The organism is Prosthecobacter sp., from assembly GCF_014879935.1.
In the GTDB taxonomy this organism is placed as follows: Bacteria; Verrucomicrobiota; Verrucomicrobiia; order Verrucomicrobiales; family Verrucomicrobiaceae; genus Prosthecobacter.
Genome location: NZ_JACSRD010000263.1, coordinates 1 through 19,097, shown reverse-complemented (window position 1 = coordinate 19,097; position 19,097 = coordinate 1). Strand labels below are relative to the sequence as shown.

Genomic DNA, 19,097 nt, shown 5'->3' with positions numbered 1-19,097 from the left:
CATGTTCTAACTCTCATTTTACTGGTTGTCTGATTTCCTCCTTATCTGTGTTTATCTTGGCGCAATGACTCCATTTCCCCGCTGGCAGGGCTGGAATCAGAGCTTCCGTTCGCAAAGGCAGCGTTGCCTGCTCTACCCCTGACCACGCCAGCGATAGCCGACTCCGCGCACGGTCTCGATGATCTCCTCCGGCTCTCGCTCGATCTTTTTGCGCAGTTTGGCGATGTGCTGGTCCAGTGTGCGGCTTTCTGGCATGTAATCGAGCCCCCAACAGACATCGAGCAGTACATCCCGGCTCAGCACCTGACCTGCACGCTCGTGCAGGAGCTTCAGGATCGAGACTTCGCGTGGCGTGAGGTCCAAACTGGCCTCACCGCGCTGCGCACGCAATTCTGCCGGCACAATGCGCAGCGGCCCCATCTGAAACGAGTCCACGGCAGGCTGCTGCACCTGCCTGCGACGAAGCGCCGTGCCGATGCGGGCGATGAGTTCATGCTTCCCGAAGGGTTTGCGCACAAAATCATCCGCGCCGAGCCGCAAACCGACCACCACATCGATCTCCTCGCTCTTGGCCGAGAGAAACAGGATGGGCACGCCTGCATCCACGGCACGCACACGGCGGCAGACCTCATAACCATCCATACCCGGCATCATGATGTCGAGACAGAGCAGATCCGGCTTTTGTTTCTGCCAGAGGGCGAGCGCCTCCGCGCCGTCACGGGCCAGCAACGTGCGAAAGCCTTCAGGTTGCAGGCAGGCTGCGAGGCTCTCCAACGTCACGGGATCGTCATCAGCTACGAGAATGGTCATCGGGCGGGAGTTTCATTCAACGGCAGCCGCAGTTCAAACGCAGCACCTTTTTGAGCATTCACGAGGCACAAGCTGCCGCCCATGCGCCGCGCCAGATCGCGTGCGATGCTCAGTCCCAGCCCTGCGCCACTCACACCGGCCTGCACTCGGTCATCGAGACGCGCAAACGGTTCAAAGATGCGCTCAGCATCGTTCGCGGCGACACCCGGACCTTCATCGGCCACGACGAGCATGAACTCGGCCTCCGTCTGCCGTGTGCGCACGTGCACAGGTGCGTTTGGCGCATACTTTTCCACGTTCGAGAGCAGATTCGCCGTGATCTGCGCCAGTGCATCCGCATCGAGCATCGATTCAGCGCTCACACCCTCGTGCAGGCGTGAAAGGCTGATGCCGCGACGCTGGAGCGCCTGCTCAAACTGCCGCGCCACAGCGTCCACGATCTCGACAGGCAAGCAAGGCGCCTCGTTCAGTCTCAAACGGCCCTCTTCCTGCCGCGAAAAGGTCAGCACGTTTTCGATCAAGCGGCTCAGACGTCCCGCCTCTTCACGCACGAGACCAAAACGGCTCGTCGCAGCCTCCGGCACCGATTCTTCGATCACGTCGAGGTTGAGCAGGATGTTTGTCATCGGCGTGCGCAGCTCATGGGATACTCGATTCACAAAGGACACACGCTGCTGTGCCAGCAAAGCCGCACGACGCTGCTGCACGCTCATGCCGATGCCACAGCCGGCCACCAGCAGTGCAAGAGCCAGCGCTCCGGCGAGCGTGGGCGTGTGATACCCCGTGCGCAGAGTGCGCTCATCCCATGAGACAATCTGCCAGACGCCAAAACGCGAAACGACAGGCGCGATCACATCCGGCCGCATGGCGGGCGGCTTCCCCACGGAGCAGAGGATTTGCCCAAGCGCATCCTGCACGGCATCCGGACCGCCGAGCTGCTCCACGGCACGGAACTCCTGCTTCAGCCAAGTTTGAAAAAAGCCGTTCATGGCCACCGCTACCTCGGCACGGTCGATCGTCAGCACTACGGCGGAGGCGAGGATTTGCACGTAAAACATCAGCGGCTTGCCAGGTTCGTCGATCCAGCCGGAGCTCTGTCCGCCGACGTCGGCGAAGATCCGTTTGGCATCCAGCATCACGCGCAGACGCGGCAGGCCGCTGTGCTCACGCTCGATGGTGGGCTCCGGCAGCGGTGGGTCTGCCGGGAAGCCGATGCTCAGATGTGTCTCCGGGCTGGCACTCTTCCAAAACAGCCAGGACACACGCTGCACACCCGCCACGTTCTGCGCGGTGCGACGGGCCAGCTCGGTGTCGCGCATGGACTGCACCAGCAAAGCACCGGTGTTTTTGAGATGACTGTCATAAAGCTCCTCCAGCTTGCGCGCCTCGGTCTGCATGGCGCTGTCCAGCGCATGCAGCGCCTGACGGTCGCGTTCCCGTCGTGTCTCCGTCTCCCGCCGTGCCACGCTGACTCCGCCTGCGGCGATGCAGCACGCCAGCACGAGCATCATGCCCAGCATGATGCTCGCACCGGGAACACACGGAGGATGTTTGGCAGCGTTGCTCATTCCGGCTTCACATCCATGAACAGAAGCCACACACGTCCCTCATCCTTGTGCTCGTTCGCACCGGTGTCTCCGGGTGGGTTCAGCGTGCCGACGAGGGCCGTGGTGCCGATGACCTGGGCATAGCCCGTGGTGGTCTTCTGGGTCGAAAACAACGGCAGCTCCGGATAGTGCTCATTCCAGTTCTTGTCCTTCAGATTGCCCGTCATGCTGACATACTCAGGGGCCAGAGTCATTTCGGCAAAAGCACCGTCCTCACTGGCGGTGGTCTCCACTTCCAAACGGAAGCCCGTGGATCGGTTTTCCTGATACGTGGTTCCTGCGAGACCTGGCAACCGCGCTGGCGTGCCCGGCTTTTTGGGGTCGTCACTCGGTTGTGCTGGCACACCCTCGGTGGGAGGAGAAAACTCGGTGCCGTAGGGGTAAATGAGACCTGACTCATGCAAGGACCGCACCCCTGACTCGGCGGTGATGGTGGCGATGTGCTCCAGAGTGGCCTCCTTGGCCGCCAACAGAGGCTTCAAGGCCGCCAGACAAGCCCCGCCATCCGCCGCGTGCTTTTTGAGCAGCTCCCAGCCTTTCATGCGGTCCAGCGAAATGACCCGCGCCGTGATGAGGAGGTTTCCCTTTCTTCTGGCCGGAGCCGCTTGAGGAGCCCTGAGCGGGACGACCTGCAGGGTGGCAAACACGAGCGTCAGGCCGCCGGGCTGGGCATCCTTCAGCGTGGCGATAAGCGTGGGAAAACCTGGGAGCATGCGACAGGAGGACGTGCTGCTCCGCGCCAGGACCTCTGCCACCGGAATGCCTGCCAGCGTGGTGTCCGCTTTGTACAGCCGGAAGCCGGAGAAGCGGTCACGCTTGAATTCCTGCGAGATCGTCATCGCGCCACTTTCTTCATCCAGCGTGGGCTCAAATTCAAAATGGTCCCCCATCTGACGCATCTCAAAGACGGTGGGGTATTGAAAGCCGGCGCGATCGGCCGGGGTCCATTCCGTGGGGTAGATGAGCTCGTCCACGCACTCCAAGACACAGCGTGTGCCGCTGCGAGTCGTGATCAAATGACAGGCGTCCAGCCGGGCGGTGCCTGCTTTGACTGCAGCCAGCAAGTTGGCGTGGAGTTTGTCCTGTCCGTCCGGCGCATCCAGAAGCGCGGCGTAGTCCGCCTGCGGCAGGATGAAGGATTCGATCAGGCACTGGATATTTTTTTGCCCCTCGGACACGACGGGCGTGGCCGGATCGACCCCGTCAGCGGGCACCGCGGGTGACGCAGAAGCGGGAGCCGCTGCGACAGCCGCCTTCTTGTCCTTGATAAAGGGATCCTTCGGCTTGTCCTGCGCTGACAGGACGGTGACGAGGGCGAAAAAGAGAAGAGTATGTGACTTCATGGCACCCCGAGACTGCCACACAGGCCGGGCCTTGCGTCAACGCGGCATGATCAGCGTGTAAAAGTTCTGTCAAAATTCACGAGACGGTTTATGGCTCTCCTCCGACCCCAAAACCATGGAAGACCTCGCCATCGCCCGCGCCTGCGCCGAATTTGCCGACGACAAGAAAGCTGAAAACATCCGCATCCTCGATCTGCGCGGCCTTTCGCCCGTGATCGACTACTTCGTGCTGTGCAGCGCCACCTCCGCCCCGCAGCTCCGTGCCGTGCGTGACAACATCGAGGACGAGATGAAGGAAAAGCACGGCCAGCGTCCGCTCTACAAAGACGGCAACTACGAGAGCCAGTGGCTCATCATCGACTACGGCAACGTCATGGTGCACGTGCTCACGCCGGAAAAACGCGAATACTACGCGCTGGAAGAACTTTGGGGCGATGCGCCCGAAGTCGCCCTCAAATCTGACGAACCGGCCCCCGAGCCCAAGCCACGCGCCAAGAAGGTCGCGGCGAAAAAGCCTGCCGCCAAGAAGGCAGCCACCAAGCGAGCCACGAAGAAGAAAGCAGACTGATTTTCTGCTCGTCAGGCCCGCCTGTCTTCGCTAGACAGCAGGCATGAACGTCCGTGTCCTGCTCGTCCTCGTTTCCTGCGCGCTCAGCGTCGTCACCGGCCTCGTGATTGCACGTGGTGGCATGGGGCTGGCATCTGGCAGCCGTCAGCGCCCGCTCATCGGCCTGTCGATGGACACGCTGAAGGAGGAACGCTGGCAGATCGACCGCGATCTCTTCACCCGAGCCGCGCAGGACGCTGGTGCGGACGTGCTGGTGCAGTCGGCGAACAGCAACGACGCCGTCCAGCTTCAAAACGTCGAAAGCCTCATCACGCAGAAGGTCGATGCGCTGGTCATCATCCCACACGATGGCGCGGCGATGGCGAAGGCGGTCAATCTCGCCCATCAGGCCGGCATCCCCGTGCTCTCCTACGACCGCCTCATCACCGGCTGCGACCTCGATCTGTATCTGACCTTCGACAACGTGAAGGTCGGAGAGCTGCAGGCCAGATTCCTCGCGGATCGCCTCCCGCAGGGCGGCAAGCTGCGCCTGATCCGCATCTATGGTGCGAAGACCGACAACAACGCCAAGCTCTTCAAACAGGGCCAGGACAACATCCTCAACCCACTCATCGCCGCCGGCAAAGTCGAGGTGCTGTTTGAAGACTGGGCCGAGGATTGGAAGCCCGAGAGCGCGAAAAAGATCACCAACGCCGCCATCACCAAGAACGGCCACAACTTCGACGCCATCCTCGCCAGCAACGACGGCACCGCGGGTGGCGCGATCCAGGCGCTCACGGAAGAAGGTCTCGCCGGCAAGATCATCGTCACCGGCCAGGACGCCGACCTCGCCGCCTGCCAGCGCATCGCCCAGGGAACGCAGGCAATGACGGTTTACAAACCCATCCAAAGCATCGCCACCAAGGCCGCCGAACTCGCGCTCAACCTCGCCCGCCGCAAACCGGTCATCGCCCGCGATGCGATCCCCAACGGCCAGATTGATGTTCCTTCCGTGCTGCTCGACATCGTCTCCGTGACCAAGGAGAATCTGCGTGAGACGGTCGTGAAGGATGGGTTCCGCAAGGAGGCGGAGGTGTTTCAGTAGGACGGTGGGTCAGTGGGACAGTGCGTCAGCAGGTCAGTGAAGAGATCGACATATGGACTCAATGATGAAAACGAACACAGCCAAAAGCGCGAAGACTGGATTGGTGGAGAACTATCGCGATCTGAATGTCTATAAGGCCGCGTTCGAGTTCCAGCAGGCGTTGTTCAAGGTGTCGAAAGGCTTTCCCAAGGAGGAGATGTATTCGCTGACGGATCAGATGCGTCGCAGTTCACGTTCCGTGGGTGCTTCGATTGCCGAATCGTGGTCGAAGCGACGCTATCAGGCTCATTTCCTGAGCAAACTCACCGACGCAGACAGCGAACTGCAAGAGACCCTGCACTGGCTGCGAACTGCCCTCGCCTGCGAATACCTTTCCAAAAAGGATTCCATCAAACTCGCCGATCAAGCAGCCGACATCGGCAAGATGCTCGGCTCCATGATCTCCAACCACCTCCAGTTCTGTACTCACCAGACCGCTTCGCGCCGTCGCTAGCGCACTGTCCCACTGACCTACCGTCCCACTGTCCTACTGATCCACCATGATCCTTCGAGCTGAAAACATCACCAAACGCTTCCCCGGCGTCACAGCGCTCAAGGATGTCTCGTTTGACCTTCGCGAAGGCGAAATCCACGCGCTCTGCGGTGAGAACGGCGCGGGCAAGAGCACGCTGATCAAGCTGCTTTCAGGCATCCATCCGCATGGCAGCTACGAAGGGCGTTTCGAGGTGAACGGCACCGAGGCGAGGTTTGAAACGATCAAGGACGCGGAAAAGGCCGGTCTGGCGGTGATTTACCAGGAACTGGCGCTCGTGGAGGAGATGACGGTAGCGGAGAACATCTTCCTCGGCCGTGAACCGCGACGTTGGGGCGCGTTCATCGACTGGCCGCAGATGTATCGTGAGGCGCAGGCCTTGATTGACCGTTTCAAGGTCGGACTCGATCCCGCCGCACCGGTGCGCACGCTCGGTGTCGGGCAGAAGCAGCTGGTCGAGATCATCAAGGCGCTCGCCAAGGACTCGAAGCTCCTCATTCTGGACGAACCCACGGCCGCGCTGGCCGAGCACGAGGTGCTGATCCTGCTGGACATCCTGCGCGATCTCCGCAAACGCGGCATCGCCAGCATCTACATCTCCCACAAGCTCGACGAGGTCTTCAGCATCGCGGATCGCATCACCGTGCTGCGTGACGGCACGACGGTGAGCACGAACAACACCGCGGACACAAACAAGGCCGAAGTCATCCGCCAGATGGTGGGTCGCGAACTTGGCGACCTTTTCCCGCGTCGCACCACACAGCCCGGCGAGGTGATTCTGCGCGTGGATTCGCTCGCTGCGGCCGATTCTGAGACTGGCGTGACCAAACTTCACGACATCAGCTTCGAACTGCGTGCTGGTGAGGTGCTCGGCATCGGTGGTCTGATGGGTGCGGGGCGGACGGAACTGCTCATGCACTTGTTTGGAGCCTGGGGCCGTGGCGTATCGGGCAGCGTGGCTCTACGCGGCCAGCCGCTGAGCGGGCTCACGCCGGAATCGATCATTCAACAGGGCCTCGTGCTCGCATCCGAAGACCGCCGTCGTTACGGACTGCATCTGGAGCACGAGATCGGCTTCAATCTCTCGCTTTCCTCTCTCGCCAGCGTCACACGCGGCGGATTCATCCAGCGCAACGCGGAGATCCGACGCAACCAGGACATCTTCAGTTCGCTCCGAGTCAAAGCGACTGGCCTTGAGGCCATCGTCGGCAAACTTTCCGGCGGCAACCAGCAGAAAGTCGTGCTCGGCAAGGCCCTGCTCACCGAGCCTTCGGTCATTCTCCTCGATGAACCGACACGCGGCATCGACGTCGGCGCGAAACTGGAGATTTACGAGATCATCAACCAGCTCACCGCCGCTGGAAAGGCCGTCATCCTCGTCTCCAGCGAGCTTCCGGAGCTCATCGGCATGAGCGACCGCATCCTGATGCTCAACGAAGGCCGCATCGGCGGTTCCTTCAGCCGCGCCGAAGCCACGCAGGAGAAACTCATGGCCGCGGCCATGGGCCATGCAGGGTGATTCTTTTGAAAACCATCACCTCTTTTCGCGTTCGACCACCCTTCCCTTTCCAACCATGATTCGTTCTCTTCTCGCCACCCTCGCCCTCGCGGCCACGGCCAGCGCCGCGCAGCCGCCGAACATCGTCTTCATTTTCTGCGATGACCTGACCTGCCAGGCGATCAGCGCCTACGGGGACAAGCGGAAGCTGCTCGAAACGCCGAACATGGACCGTCTGGCGAAGGAGGGCATGCGCTTCGACCGCTGCCTCGTGACGAACTCCATCTGCGGCCCCATGCGTGCCGTCATCCAGACCGGGAAGTACTCGCACGCCAACGGCTTTTACAACAACAGCAACAGCAAGTTCGACAGCAGCCAGCCCACCTTCCCGAAGGTGCTGCAAAAAAGCGGTTACCAGACCGCCATCATCGGCAAATGGCACCTCATGACCGATCCCGTGGGCTACGACTACTGGAACGTCCTCCCCGGCCAGGGCGCCTACTACAACCCGCCGATGATCGAAAACGGCAAGCCGGTGAAGTATGAAGGCTACACCACCGACATCATCGGCGACCTCACCTTGAAATGGCTCGACCAGCGCGACAAATCGAAGCCCTTCATGATGATGAGCCAGCACAAGGCCCCACATCGCGAGTGGGAGCCGCCGCTTCGTTTGCTCGGCTTTGACAACGACCGCGTCTATGAGGAGCCGGAGACGCTCTTCGACAGCTACAGCGGCCGCAGCAAGGCCGTGAGCGATCACGACATGGGCATCGACCGCACCTTCACCGAGCGGGATGCGAAACTGGTCGTCCCGGGCACCCTCAACGAGGAGCAGAAGAAGGTGTGGAACGCCTACTATGAGCCGCGCAACGCCAAGTATGCCGCCGCCGCGCCGACGGGCCGCGATCTGGTGAAATGGCGCTACCAGCGCTACATGCACGACTACCTCGCCTGCGTGAAGGCCGTGGATGAGAACGTGGGCCGCGTGCTCGACTACCTCGACAAAAACGACCTCACGAAGAACACCGTCGTCATCTTGAGCAGCGACCAGGGTTTCTACCTCGGCGAGCACGGCTGGTTCGACAAACGCTGGATCTTTGAGGAGAGCCTGCGCACGCCTTTCCTGGCACGCTGGCCCGGCGTGATCAAGCCCGGCACCTCGAACAAGGAGCTCACCAGCTTGCTCGACCTTTGCAGCACCTTCCTCGACATCGCCCAGGCGCCGCAGATCGAAGGCGTGCATGGCCGCAGCCTCGTGCCGGTCATGAAGGGCGAGACGCCGGCCGACTGGCGCAAATCACACTACTACCACTACTATGAGTTCCCCGTGCCGCACCGCGTGCGCCCGCACTACGGCGTGATCACGGACCGCTACAAGCTGGTGCACTACTACACGCCGGATGTCGATGACTGGGAGCTGCTGGACCGCCAGAAGGACCCGCTGGAGATCAAGGACTTCTCCAACGATCCCGAATACGCCGACACCGTGAAGGAGCTGAAGGCCGAGATCATCCGTCTCCAGAAGCAATTCGGCGAAACCATGCCGCCGCCGCGCTTCACCCACGGCAGAAAAGCCTTCGACAACGAACCGCAGCCTCCCGAGCAGCCGAAGAAGAAGGGCCAGGGAAAGGGCAACAAAAAGGCGGGCGCGAAGAAGCAGGAGTAGCCGTTGCTTCAATATTCAGGCGGCAGCAGCCGCAGCGTTCATGCCGCGCCGTGAACGGCTACACCTTAACCCGCCTCGGCATCGACGGACACAACGCCGATGCCTTCGCCGCCGTCTCCTCTCCGCCTTTGAGGAAGAAATGCAGCGCTCCCTTCTGGTCGCAGAACCACACCTCCTCGGCACCCGCCGCGAAGTAAAGCTCGCGCTTGCCCTCCATCTCCTGCCGGGTGTTTCCGGGCGACACGACTTCGACGCAAATCTCCGGCGCGATCGTCAGCACATCTCCCTTCAATCCACGCTTTACCCGGCCTTCTGACACCCAAGCGGCATCGACGCCCTTGACTCCATCGCTTGTCAGCACTGCGCATTCAGTGACCGCGCGTCCTCCGTTCATGAGGGTCTTGAGAAGATGACCGATTTCCAACTGATAATTGGAATGAATGAATCCAGGTGGCGGCATCATGACGATGTGTCCGTAGCGGTTGGTTTCGATGCGGTCTGGCAGTCGTTGCAGGCTGGGATCGGCGCACACCTGCTCCCACCGCTGCAGATGGAACGCGGCTGCATTCTTGATGCCGGGGATTTTAAGCAGCGCCGCCATGATGATGGATGGTAGGGGTTCGTGAACATGCCATCAACCCGAAACTTGAGCTGACGCGAGCTCTTGCCAATACCGGGGACGATCTCACCGCCACATGGCCTTGCTCAGATACCAGTCGAAGAACTGCGGACCGTAGAAGACCCAGAGCATCGCGCCCATCGCCAGATAGGGGCCGAAGGGGATTTTTGCGCCCCACTCGGCCCGGCCGGTGACGCGATGGATCACCGCGAAAACCGTTCCGAGCACCGATGCGGCCAGGATCGTGAACAGGACGGACTGCCAGCCGGTGAAGGCACCGATCATCATCAGGAAGAGCACATCGCCGAAACCCATCGCCTCGCGTGGGATGACGACTTGCGTTGTCTTTGCCGTCAACTTCGTCACCCCTTCCAGTGGAAACTCCTCCAGGTTTGCCCCCTCCCGCACCTTGAGCTTCTCCATCCACAATTCGGCCGTCACGGCACCGAATGAGCGCTCATTGACCTGCAACGCATTGCAGGTGACAATCATGCGATCCGTCGCCCGCATGAAGAGATCGGCCCAGTCATACTTGTGCTCGCCGAAGACGACGACCGGTGGCTCGTTCTCGTCTGGCTGCGTCACTTCCCAGGTTTCCTCCTTATCAAACACGAACTTCTTCCGCCCGAACGCGAGTTTGCCCAGTTCGACCACGAGCCACAACCCGCCGAGGCCAAGCGCGGCGCTCGCCAATGAAATCAACAACCCGCGCGTGTGCGTCTCCTGCTCCACCAAGGACGGCACCCACCATGCGGAGAGCACGCCAACGACCGCCCCGCCGATGGTGATCGAGTGCGGCAGGATGAAATGATCGATGTCGATGAACGTGCCGGAGATCAGCAGGCTCATGAAGATCCACAGGCAGAGCACCTCCGGCCCCCAGGCTTTCAGGAAAGGCCACGGATTCTCCGGGTAAATCGCGGTCACCTTGAGAAAGGCGAGGTAAAACATCACGCCCGTCAGCAGCTCGACGAGGAAGTAGCGCACCGAGATCCTGCCGCCGCAGTTCGCGCATTTCCCACGCAGCAACACCCAGCTCAGCAGCGGAATGTTCTGCCACATGGGAATCTGGTATTTGCACGACGGGCAGAAGCTGCGGCGCGGCTTGTTCACCGAAATGCCCAGTGGGAGGCGATAAATGACCACGTTCAGGAAGGAACCGATGCCTGCGCCGATGTAGAAGGCGAGGAAGTGCAGCAGGGCGTTGAGGACTTGGAATCTCGTCATTGGGAGCAGGACGCAGTTGGCAAACTTGCCCCGCCGTGCCTGTGTAGGGAAGCAAAAAACTCCGCATGACCTCAGTTTCCCGGGATTGTCAGCTCCTCGCATACGCCGCCGTCGCCTTCGTCCTCGTGGCCTGTGCGGGACGCCCTGCGCGGCAGGGGCGCGGTGAGACGGTCTTCCTCGACGAACTTGCCGTCCGGCCCACGGCGAAGCGCTCCGCCGTGGCAGGGCCATTCAGTGCCAGCCGGACCGTGGCACTCGCGAAACCATGCCAGCTGGTCGATGTGCGCACAGTCGTTCCAGGCATCTCGATGGATCTGCGCTATGGCACGGCGGCGAATGTGACCGGACGCCCGCTCTATCCTGCGGGCATGCCCTGCCTGCTGCATCGCGACACGGCGGCCAAACTGCAAAACGCGCAGTCCATGCTGCGCAGTCAAGGTTATGGCCTGCGAATCTGGGACGGCTATCGTCCGCCGGAGGTGCAGCAGGCGCTGTATCAGGCCGGTGCGGCCACACGCATGTTCCTTTCGCCTGAAAACGCGGGTTGGAGCCGCCACTGCGGCGGCATCGCCGTGGATGCGACGCTCGTCGATGCCGAAGGCCGCGAACAACGCATGCCCACGGCCTTCGATGCCGGCCTTCACCATGCCAGCTCCACCTATCGCGGTGGTGATCCGGTCATCGCTCGCAATCTCCAGATCCTGCATCAGGCGATGAAGCAGGCCGGTTTCGAGCCTGCCGCGGCAGAGTGGTGGCACTTCGACGATGGTGATTACGTCCGCAATCCGCAGCCGGTCGTCTTCGGACACGAACTGGGCATCCCTTCCCCGTGAGCATCCGCAACGACGCCACCTTCACTGTGATCGACGAGTCAGACGACTACATCGTCGTGAACAAGCCCGCGCCGCTGCAGATCCATCCTGGTGATCCGAACGGGCCGCCCACCCTCTGGCACCGGCTCTGCGATCTGCTCTCGTATGAAATCGCCAACGGCGGCCAGGTCTCGATCATCAACCGCCTCGATCGCGAAACCAGCGGCGTCGTCCTCGTGGCCAAGTCGCAGCCCGTTGCGCGCCTGTTCGGCATGGCGATGCAGGAGCGGCGCATTCACAAGACTTACACGGCCCTTGTCCACGGCTGGCCGGAGTGGGAGGAGCAAACGCTCGACGCGCCGATTCTCCGTGCCGGCGAGGTGCAAAGCTCCGACATCTGGGTCAAACAGATCGTCCATGAGCAAGGCGTGCCCTGCCGCACGATCTTCCGTATCTTGCAGCGCTTCGAGCGCGACAGTCAGCGCTTCGCCCTGATCGAGGCGAAGCCAGAAACCGGACGCATGCATCAGATCCGCGTGCACTTGAGCCATCTCGGCCTCCCCATCGTCGGCGACAAGCTCTACGGCCTGGATGACCGTTGCTACCTGGAGTTCATCGAAACCGGCTGGACGCCCGCCTTGGAGCAAAAGCTCATTCTTCCACGCCAGGCGCTGCATTCGTCACGATTGGAGCTCAATCTCGAAGGCTTCCCGAGCTTTTGGGAGGCTCCCATGCCGCCGGAGTTTGCGCTCATGCCCAGCGCCTGATTCGGCTGTCGAGCTGAAACACCTGGCCGCTGACATTTGGCATCGAATGCAGGAACGCGATGAAGCGGGCCGCATCCTCCGGCGTGTTCAGCCGGCCCAAGGCATGCGCCTGCAACAACGACTCACGCCACGCTTCATCCGCGAGCAGATGCCGAGTCATTTTCGTCTCCAGGAAGCCCGGGAGCACGCAGTTCACGCGCAGGTTCCGCCCGCCATACTCCTTCGCCAGACTCTGCGTGAGTCCGATCAAGCCCGCCTTCGCCGCAGCGTAGTTTGCCTGCCCCGCCGGGCCGCTGAGGGCCGAATAGGAGCCCACATTCACGATGTGGCCGTGGCGTTGCTTCGACATGAACTTCACGGCGGCCTGCGAGACGAGAAACGCGCCTTTGAGGTTCACATCGACGACATGATCGAACGCTTCCTCCTCCATTTTGAGCAGCGTGCCATCGCGAAAGGCCCCGGCGTTGTTCACCAGCAGGTCGATCTGCTTCAATGAGGCGAAAAAGGTCTTTACCGACACCGCATCGGTCACATCGAGTTCTGAACGCCCCGGCGCGAGCACTTCAAAACCCGCGTCCCTGAGTTCAGCGCCGATCGATTTCGCCAAATCGCCCTCGCCGCCGGTGATGACGGCGGTCGGGGGCGATGAAGCAAGCGTGGCTGACATGCGAGTCATTCAGCCACGCCCTTGAAGAGGTCAACTCAGCGTGAAAGCCGGCAGCTTCACGATCTTGCCGCCTGCCATGGCCGATTCGTGGGCGCAGAGGCCCACGCAGGTCCAGTTGGCGGACTGCACGGCGTTCGGGAACGGCGCACGCTTCTCGGCGAGAGCGCTGGCGAACTCGTGGGCCAGGTGCGGATGGCTGCCGCCGTGGCCGCTGCCCTGGGTGAAGCTCAGGTGCGTCTTCTTCGCCAGATCATACACGCCCTTTGTGGTGAAGCGGCGGATCGGTGCTGGCAGGCGCTTCGCGAAGTCGGGCGCTTTGACCAGTTTCGGAATCTTGTGCTCCGGCAGCTTCGCACGATGCATCACGAGCGGTTCATGTTCGACCAGCGGCCATTCGATGGCGGCCTTGTCGCCATACACGTCGATGCTTTCGCGATACTGACGGGCAGTGTCGAAGAGGCTGCGGATGATGCGGGCGTTCACATCGGTGCCCTTGAACTTGATGTGGGCCGTTTCGACCGCGAAGGGGCTGCCGTAGCACTTCTGCAGCTCCTTGCGGACCGTGCCGGAGCCGAAGCAGCTCACGTACTCGGCGGATTTGCCGATCAAGCCGGCCACCGGGCCGACGCAGTGCGTGGCATACCACATCGGCGGCAGACCCGGCCAGTAATTCGGCCAGCCGTCCATGTCCTGCTGATGCGAGGCCTGCACGAACTGCAGCTTGCCCAGCTTGCCCTGGTCCAGCTGCTCCTTCATGAAGAGATACTCGCGGGCATAGACCACGGTCTCCATCATCATGTAGGAAAGGCCGGTCTTCTTCACGAGTTCGACGATCTTCTTGCAGTCGGCGACACTGGTGGCCATCGGCACGGTGCAGGCCACGTGTTTGCCGGCCTTCAGCGCCGCGATGCTCATCCAGCCGTGATCAGGAATGGGCGAATTGATGTGCACCGCGTCGATATTCGGGTCCTTGAGCATCTCCGCGAAGTCCCTGTAGCGAACCTTCACGCCGAAAGCATCACCGATGGCGTTGAGCTTCTTCTCATCGCGCTGGCAGATGGCGTAGCAGGTGGTGAGCGGGTGGCGCTGCCAGATGGGGATGAATTCCGCCCCGAATCCGAGGCCGACGACGGCGATGTTGATCTTCTTGTCAGACATGGTGTTGGTTGGTGAAGTGGTGCGCGTTTTATAGGCGTGACCAGCAGCGGATGGGAAGGACAAACTTTGGGGGGAATCGGACGGCACAGCGGTAATTCGGATTGCGGAATGCGGAATGCGGAATTCAGAGAAGTGAATGCTCACTTCCGACTTTGATTATCATCTGCCGCCTGAATTGATCGCCAGCGAGCCGCTGACCGACCGCGCGGCATCGCGCATGATGGTGGTGAATCGCAGCGCGGGCGTGATCGAGCACCGCCTGTTCCGTGAGATCGGACAGTTCGTCTCCCGAGAAGCCGGGGACATGCTCGTGTTGAATGACACGCGCGTGGTGCCGGCACGCTACTTCACCGATCGTGGTCATGAGGTGCTGCGCCTGGAGCCCATCACGCCGACACGCTGGCGCTGCATGGTGAAACCGGGAAAAAAGTTCCGCATCGGCCACACGCTGTCCATTGGCGAGGCCACGGGCACCGTGGTGGAGATTCTGGAGGAGAACGGCGACCGCATCATTGAGTTCGACCGTGTGGTGGACGAATCCAAGCACGGTCATCTGGCGCTGCCGCACTACATGGGCCGGGATGACCAGCCCTCCGACCGCGAACGCTACCAGACGGTGTTCGCGAAGCAGGAAGGCTCCATCGCCGCGCCAACGGCGGGTCTGCATTTCACCCCGGAGGTGCTGCAGACGCTGCCGCACACGTTTGTGACGCTGCACGTCGGTGTGGGGACCTTCCAGCCGGTGAAAGCGGACAAGATCGAGGATCACAAGATGCATTCGGAGGTGTATTCGGTCTCGGAATCGACCGCGGCGGCGGTTCAATCGGCCAGACGCGTGATTCCAGTCGGCACCACGGCCATGCGCACCTTGGAAACGGTGGCACGCGACCATGGCCGAGTGGTCGCGGCACGTGGCAGCACGGACATCTTCATCCATCCTGGTTTCGAATTCCGTGTCTCAGGCGGACTGCTGACGAACTTCCACCTGCCGAAGTCCACGCTGATCATGCTGGTGAGTGCTTTGGCCGGGAAGGAACTCATCCTGCATGCCTACCATGAGGCGATCCGCGAACGCTATCGCTTCTTCAGCTACGGGGACTGCATGCTGATCGTGTGAGCGTGGAGGGATGATCAGATGCCGGCGCTGGCCCGCGCGATCTTCTCGCAGCTTTGCACGTCGAGCTTGCCGGAAGCGAGGACGGGGATGTCGCTGACGCGGATCATCTTTTTCGGAATCCAGAGCGGCGGCATGCCTTTGTCGAGCAGGCGATAGCGCAGATCGAGGATCTCCTGGTGCTCGGGGCCGCCGGGCATGCTGGTGAGAAGGATGAGGGCCTCCCCCTTGTCGATGTCAGGCACTCCGACGACGGCGATCTTGCGCACGGTCTCGTTTTCGAGGCCCATGGCTTTCACGAGCGTCTCCTCCACGGTTTCATGCGGCACCATCTCGCCAGCGATCTTGGAGAAGCGGCTCAGACGGCCTTCGATGTAGAGGAAACCATCGAGATCGACGCGGCCGATGTCGCCCGTGCGGAACCAGCCGTCCTGCAGCACGTCGGCGGTGCGTTTCGGGTCGTTGAGGTAGCCGTCGAAGACGTTCGCCCCCTTGAACCAGATCATGCCGCTTTGATGAAGCGAGACGGGTGCCCCGGTTTCCGGATGCGTGATGCGCACGGCCATGCCGGGCAGGGTGTGACCGACGGAGCCCTGGCGATGGCTGGGCATCCATGAGTAGCCGCTTTCCTCATCACCGAGCGGATCGGGGTCGGGCAGGTTGAGGTTCGAAGCCGGGGAGGTTTCGGTGAGACCGTAGCCTTCCAGCACACGTTTGCCAAAGCGGGTTTCGAACGCGTCGGCGACGGTCGTCGGCAGCTTCTCGGCCCCCGTGACGCAGAGCTTGATGGAGGCGAGCGACTCGCGGTTCACGCCGCGCAGATAACCGCGCAGGAAGGTCGGCGTGGCCAGCATGAGCGTGACGCGGAATTTTTCGATGAGCTGGGCGATCTTCTTCACCTCCAGCGGCGTCGGATACGTGACGAGATGCAGCCCATAGATGATGGGGAACCACAGCGTGACGGTGCAGCCAAAGCTGTGGAAGAGCGGCAGGCAGCCGAGGATGCTGTCCGTGCTCTTCATGCCGAGCCGGCTGCCGAACTGCATGACGTTCGCGATGATGTTGCGATGCGTGAGGGCGACGCCCTTCGGCTCGCCCGAACTGCCGCTGGTGAAGAGCAGCAGCGCCTCCTTGCGTCCGCCTTTTTTCGAGACCCCGAGCACCGCGGCCAGCAGGGCGGAGGGCAGGATCTTGCTGAGCACCAGCCATTTCACGATGCTGACCTTCATCTTAGGCAGCAGGCGCTCGATGAGGATGAGCTGCTTCATCGGCGGCCAGGGGAAGCTCTGCATCTTCCGCACAAAGATGTCGGCGGTGAGGAAACGGTCGATCTGCCCCTGGCGGATGGCGCTGTCGATGGCGCTGCGCCCGGCGGTGAAGTTGAGGTTCACCGGGATCTTGCCCGCCATGAGCACGGCCACGTTGCAAATGAGGCCGCCGAGGCCCGGCGGCAGGATGATGCCGACGCGCTCTTTCTTCGTCTCGCGCTTCACCACCTGCGCCAGCGCCAGCGCGGTGGCAAAGACCTGGTCGAAGCGCCGGACACTGTCGTCCTTGCCATCGACGACGCTGTTGCGTGAACCGTGCTTCTTGAAGCCCTGGATCAAGGCGTAGCCCAGGCTCATGTCGAGAGTCGGGTTCTCGCCGAAGGCCTGCTCCGAGAGCAGCAGGAGAGTCTCCTGGAAGGTGGCGAGGTTCACATCCGGGCCTTGGAGCAGTTTGCCAAAGCAGAAGACCGCCTCGGAGTCATGGTAACGCCGCTCGATCGGCATCGCGGTGTCCTGGCGGCGATGCACGAAGAGCGGCAGCACGGGAATGCCCGCCTTGAGCAGGAATTCCAGCTTTGTGCCCGGAATGGTCGTCATCGGCGCCGGCATGGCGGCGGCTTCAGCAGGCAGATAGATGATGACCGCGCCGGTCTTGGCCGCGTCGCCCATCGCACGCTGGTAGGCGGAGATCTCCGTCTCGCCCGGGGAAAACTCCATCGCCTGGACGTTGTCACCCTCCAGATGCACACGCAGCAGCGGATGCAGGGCCGCGCCTTTTTTCACCAGGTAGATGACCTGGCGGCCGCCGAGAACGAGCTCCAGCCGAAGAAGGTCAAAATAGCCAAGCTGGCTGGGCAGGATGAGGTAGCCGCCGCCGGAAGGCACGTTGTCTTTGCCGAGAATCGTGAGGTCTTTGAGCGTGACGGGCTTTTCGGAGGCCATGGGAGAAGAAGGAGGGGCGCGTTGCCCGGCCATTTAAGCGGGAAGCACCCGCCATGCCAGCGGGAAAAGGTCCGGCAACGCATTGGATGGCCGTAGATTGCGGTTGTTGACGATGGACGGCAGTGGAAAGAAGAATCCCAGCTTCATCCACCCCAGACGTTTCTCCGCATGCCTCCTCCCCCGCGCCCGCCCCGCCGCGATTCCGCCGCTCCCAGCACCACGCCGCCTCCCGGCAGCGAGAACTGGCCGCGCCCGTGGGCCCAGATGAAGTATTTTTCCTTCCATCCCGCGGTGTATCCCAACATGATCCGCGCGGTGTCACCGGATGCCGGTGCCGGCGATCTCGTGCATGTGATGGACAAGGAAGGCCAGCTCTTTGGCAGCGGCTTCTTCAATCCGAAAGCCCGGGTGCCGCTCCGCGTGCTCCAGCACGGCGAAGACGTGCTCACGGAGGAGAAACTCGACGCCCGTCTCGATGCCGCGCTCAATCTCCGCCTGAACATCCTGCGACTGAACGACACCACCGAGGCCTGGCGTGCCGTGCATTCGGATGGCGACGGTTTGAGCGGCCTCGTCGTCGATCGTTACGCCGATGTTTTGTCGATTGAAGTCACCACGCTCGGCATCTGGCGTCGTCTGCGCCGCTGGCTGCCCAAGCTGCATGAACGTCTCGGCACCACCCAGCACGTGATCCAGGTCGATCCCGACATCGCCCGCATCGAGGCCATGCGCTGGGCCGACGTGCCCGAGGCCGACGATCCCGCCCCCCGCACCGTGCGCATCCGTGAAAACAACGTGCGCTACCAGGTCAGCTTCGAGGACGGCCACAAGACCGGCTTCTTCTGCGATCAGCGCGACAACCGCCTCAAATTCGCCCAGCTCGCCCGCGGTCGCAGCGTGCTCGACTTGTGCAGCTACACCGGCGGCTTCTCGCTCAGCGCCAAGGTCCTCGGCGGCTGCGAGGACGTCACCGGCGTCGATCTCGATGAGAAAGCCATCGCGCAGGCGAAAAAGAACGCCGATTTGAACCAGGTCCGCCTCGACTGGGTGCACGCCGACACCTTCACCTGGGGCCGCCAGATGCAGCAGAATGGCAAGCAGTGGGACGCCGTCGTGCTCGACCCGCCGAAGCTCGTCTTCTCCCGCGATGCCGAGGAAGGCCAGCTCGGCCGCAACAAGTACTACGACATGAACGCCGTCGCCCTCAGCCTGCTGAAGCGCGGCGGACTCTTCGTCACCTGCTCCTGCTCCGGCCTGCTCGATGTGGCCGAGTTTGAGGACATCGTCATGCGCGCCGCCCACCGCAACAAACGCCGCCTCCAAATCCTCGACCGCACCGGTGCCGGTGCCGACCACCCAGTGATGTCGAACTGCCCCGAAGGCCGTTACTTGAAGGTGCTGTGGTGCCTGGC

Annotated in this window: 17 protein-coding genes; 9 read left to right on the top strand and 8 right to left on the bottom strand. The window is 62.0% G+C overall.

The window, feature by feature from the left end; all coding sequences use genetic code 11:
* Positions 1-132: 132 nt before the first annotated feature.
* From IAE77_RS29290 to IAE77_RS29280, 3 genes are read right to left on the bottom strand one after another with little or no spacing between them, the layout of a single operon-like run.
* Complete coding sequence (locus IAE77_RS29290) at positions 133-810, bottom strand: response regulator transcription factor (protein ID WP_294234956.1); 678 nt, start codon at positions 808-810, stop codon at positions 133-135.
* The gene (locus IAE77_RS29285; RefSeq protein WP_294234954.1) at positions 807-2,321 is read right to left on the bottom strand and encodes a HAMP domain-containing sensor histidine kinase; all 1,515 of its coding nucleotides are present in this window, start codon (positions 2,319-2,321) and stop codon (positions 807-809) included. The genes IAE77_RS29290 and IAE77_RS29285 overlap by 4 nt, the downstream gene beginning before the upstream one ends.
* A 53-nt stretch (positions 2,322-2,374) precedes the next feature.
* Positions 2,375-3,760: a hypothetical protein gene (locus IAE77_RS29280; RefSeq protein WP_294234951.1), complete on the bottom strand. Its 1,386-nt coding sequence runs from the start codon at positions 3,758-3,760 to the stop codon at positions 2,375-2,377.
* Positions 3,761-3,875: 115 nt separating this feature from the next.
* Between IAE77_RS29280 and rsfS the strand changes: the two genes are divergently transcribed.
* The 5 genes from rsfS to IAE77_RS29255 all read left to right on the top strand — a co-directional run bounded on the left by rsfS (position 3,876) and on the right by IAE77_RS29255 (position 9,111).
* Positions 3,876-4,328 (top strand): ribosome silencing factor, encoded by a 453-nt coding sequence (gene rsfS / locus IAE77_RS29275; RefSeq protein ID WP_294234949.1) that lies wholly within the window; start codon positions 3,876-3,878, stop codon positions 4,326-4,328.
* A gap of 43 nt (positions 4,329-4,371) precedes the next feature.
* Complete coding sequence (locus tag IAE77_RS29270; RefSeq protein WP_294234946.1) at positions 4,372-5,412, top strand: substrate-binding domain-containing protein; 1,041 nt, start codon at positions 4,372-4,374, stop codon at positions 5,410-5,412.
* Positions 5,413-5,476: 64 nt separating this feature from the next.
* Positions 5,477-5,905: a four helix bundle protein gene (locus IAE77_RS29265; RefSeq protein WP_294234943.1), complete on the top strand. Its 429-nt coding sequence runs from the start codon at positions 5,477-5,479 to the stop codon at positions 5,903-5,905.
* Between the two features lie 46 nt (positions 5,906-5,951).
* Positions 5,952-7,463 carry a sugar ABC transporter ATP-binding protein gene (locus IAE77_RS29260; protein ID WP_294234941.1) on the top strand — a complete coding sequence of 504 codons (1,512 nt, stop codon included), beginning with the start codon at positions 5,952-5,954 and terminating at the stop codon, positions 7,461-7,463.
* Positions 7,464-7,518: 55 nt separating this feature from the next.
* The gene (locus IAE77_RS29255) at positions 7,519-9,111 is read left to right on the top strand and encodes a sulfatase (RefSeq protein WP_294234938.1); all 1,593 of its coding nucleotides are present in this window, start codon (positions 7,519-7,521) and stop codon (positions 9,109-9,111) included.
* Positions 9,112-9,169: 58 nt separating this feature from the next.
* Here the strand turns inward: IAE77_RS29255 and IAE77_RS29250 are convergent, their stop codons facing one another.
* On the bottom strand, positions 9,170-9,712 hold the full coding sequence (locus IAE77_RS29250) for a Uma2 family endonuclease (protein WP_294234935.1): 543 nt from the start codon (positions 9,710-9,712) through the stop codon (positions 9,170-9,172).
* Positions 9,713-9,796: 84 nt separating this feature from the next.
* Positions 9,797-10,957 (bottom strand): A24 family peptidase, encoded by a 1,161-nt coding sequence (locus IAE77_RS29245; RefSeq protein WP_294234932.1) that lies wholly within the window; start codon positions 10,955-10,957, stop codon positions 9,797-9,799.
* Between the two features lie 65 nt (positions 10,958-11,022).
* On the opposite strand from IAE77_RS29245, the gene IAE77_RS29240 reads away from it, so the two are divergent.
* Together IAE77_RS29240 and IAE77_RS29235 are read left to right on the top strand one after the other, a co-directional pair.
* Positions 11,023-11,790 carry a M15 family metallopeptidase gene (locus IAE77_RS29240; RefSeq protein ID WP_294234929.1) on the top strand — a complete coding sequence of 256 codons (768 nt, stop codon included), beginning with the start codon at positions 11,023-11,025 and terminating at the stop codon, positions 11,788-11,790.
* A complete protein-coding gene (locus tag IAE77_RS29235; protein ID WP_294234926.1) occupies positions 11,787-12,536 on the top strand; it encodes an RluA family pseudouridine synthase in 750 nt (249 codons plus the stop codon). Before IAE77_RS29240 ends, IAE77_RS29235 begins: the two co-directional genes overlap by 4 nt.
* Here IAE77_RS29235 and IAE77_RS29230 read toward each other — a convergent pair.
* Complete coding sequence (locus tag IAE77_RS29230) at positions 12,520-13,203, bottom strand: SDR family oxidoreductase (protein WP_294234923.1); 684 nt, start codon at positions 13,201-13,203, stop codon at positions 12,520-12,522. The genes IAE77_RS29235 and IAE77_RS29230 overlap by 17 nt on opposite strands.
* 30 nt (positions 13,204-13,233) lie before the next feature.
* A complete protein-coding gene (locus IAE77_RS29225) occupies positions 13,234-14,361 on the bottom strand; it encodes a Gfo/Idh/MocA family oxidoreductase (RefSeq protein ID WP_294234921.1) in 1,128 nt (375 codons plus the stop codon).
* Between the two features lie 136 nt (positions 14,362-14,497).
* Between IAE77_RS29225 and queA the strand changes: the two genes are divergently transcribed.
* Positions 14,498-15,478, top strand: a complete 981-nt coding sequence (gene queA / locus IAE77_RS29220) for a tRNA preQ1(34) S-adenosylmethionine ribosyltransferase-isomerase QueA (RefSeq protein ID WP_294234918.1) — start codon at positions 14,498-14,500, stop codon at positions 15,476-15,478.
* 14 nt (positions 15,479-15,492) lie between these two features.
* Here the strand turns inward: queA and IAE77_RS29215 are convergent, their stop codons facing one another.
* Positions 15,493-17,685 (bottom strand): AMP-binding protein, encoded by a 2,193-nt coding sequence (locus tag IAE77_RS29215; RefSeq protein ID WP_294234915.1) that lies wholly within the window; start codon positions 17,683-17,685, stop codon positions 15,493-15,495.
* A gap of 168 nt (positions 17,686-17,853) precedes the next feature.
* On the opposite strand from IAE77_RS29215, the gene IAE77_RS29210 reads away from it, so the two are divergent.
* A partial coding sequence (locus IAE77_RS29210; protein ID WP_294234912.1) for a class I SAM-dependent rRNA methyltransferase occupies positions 17,854-19,097 on the top strand: 1,244 nt, incomplete at its 3' end.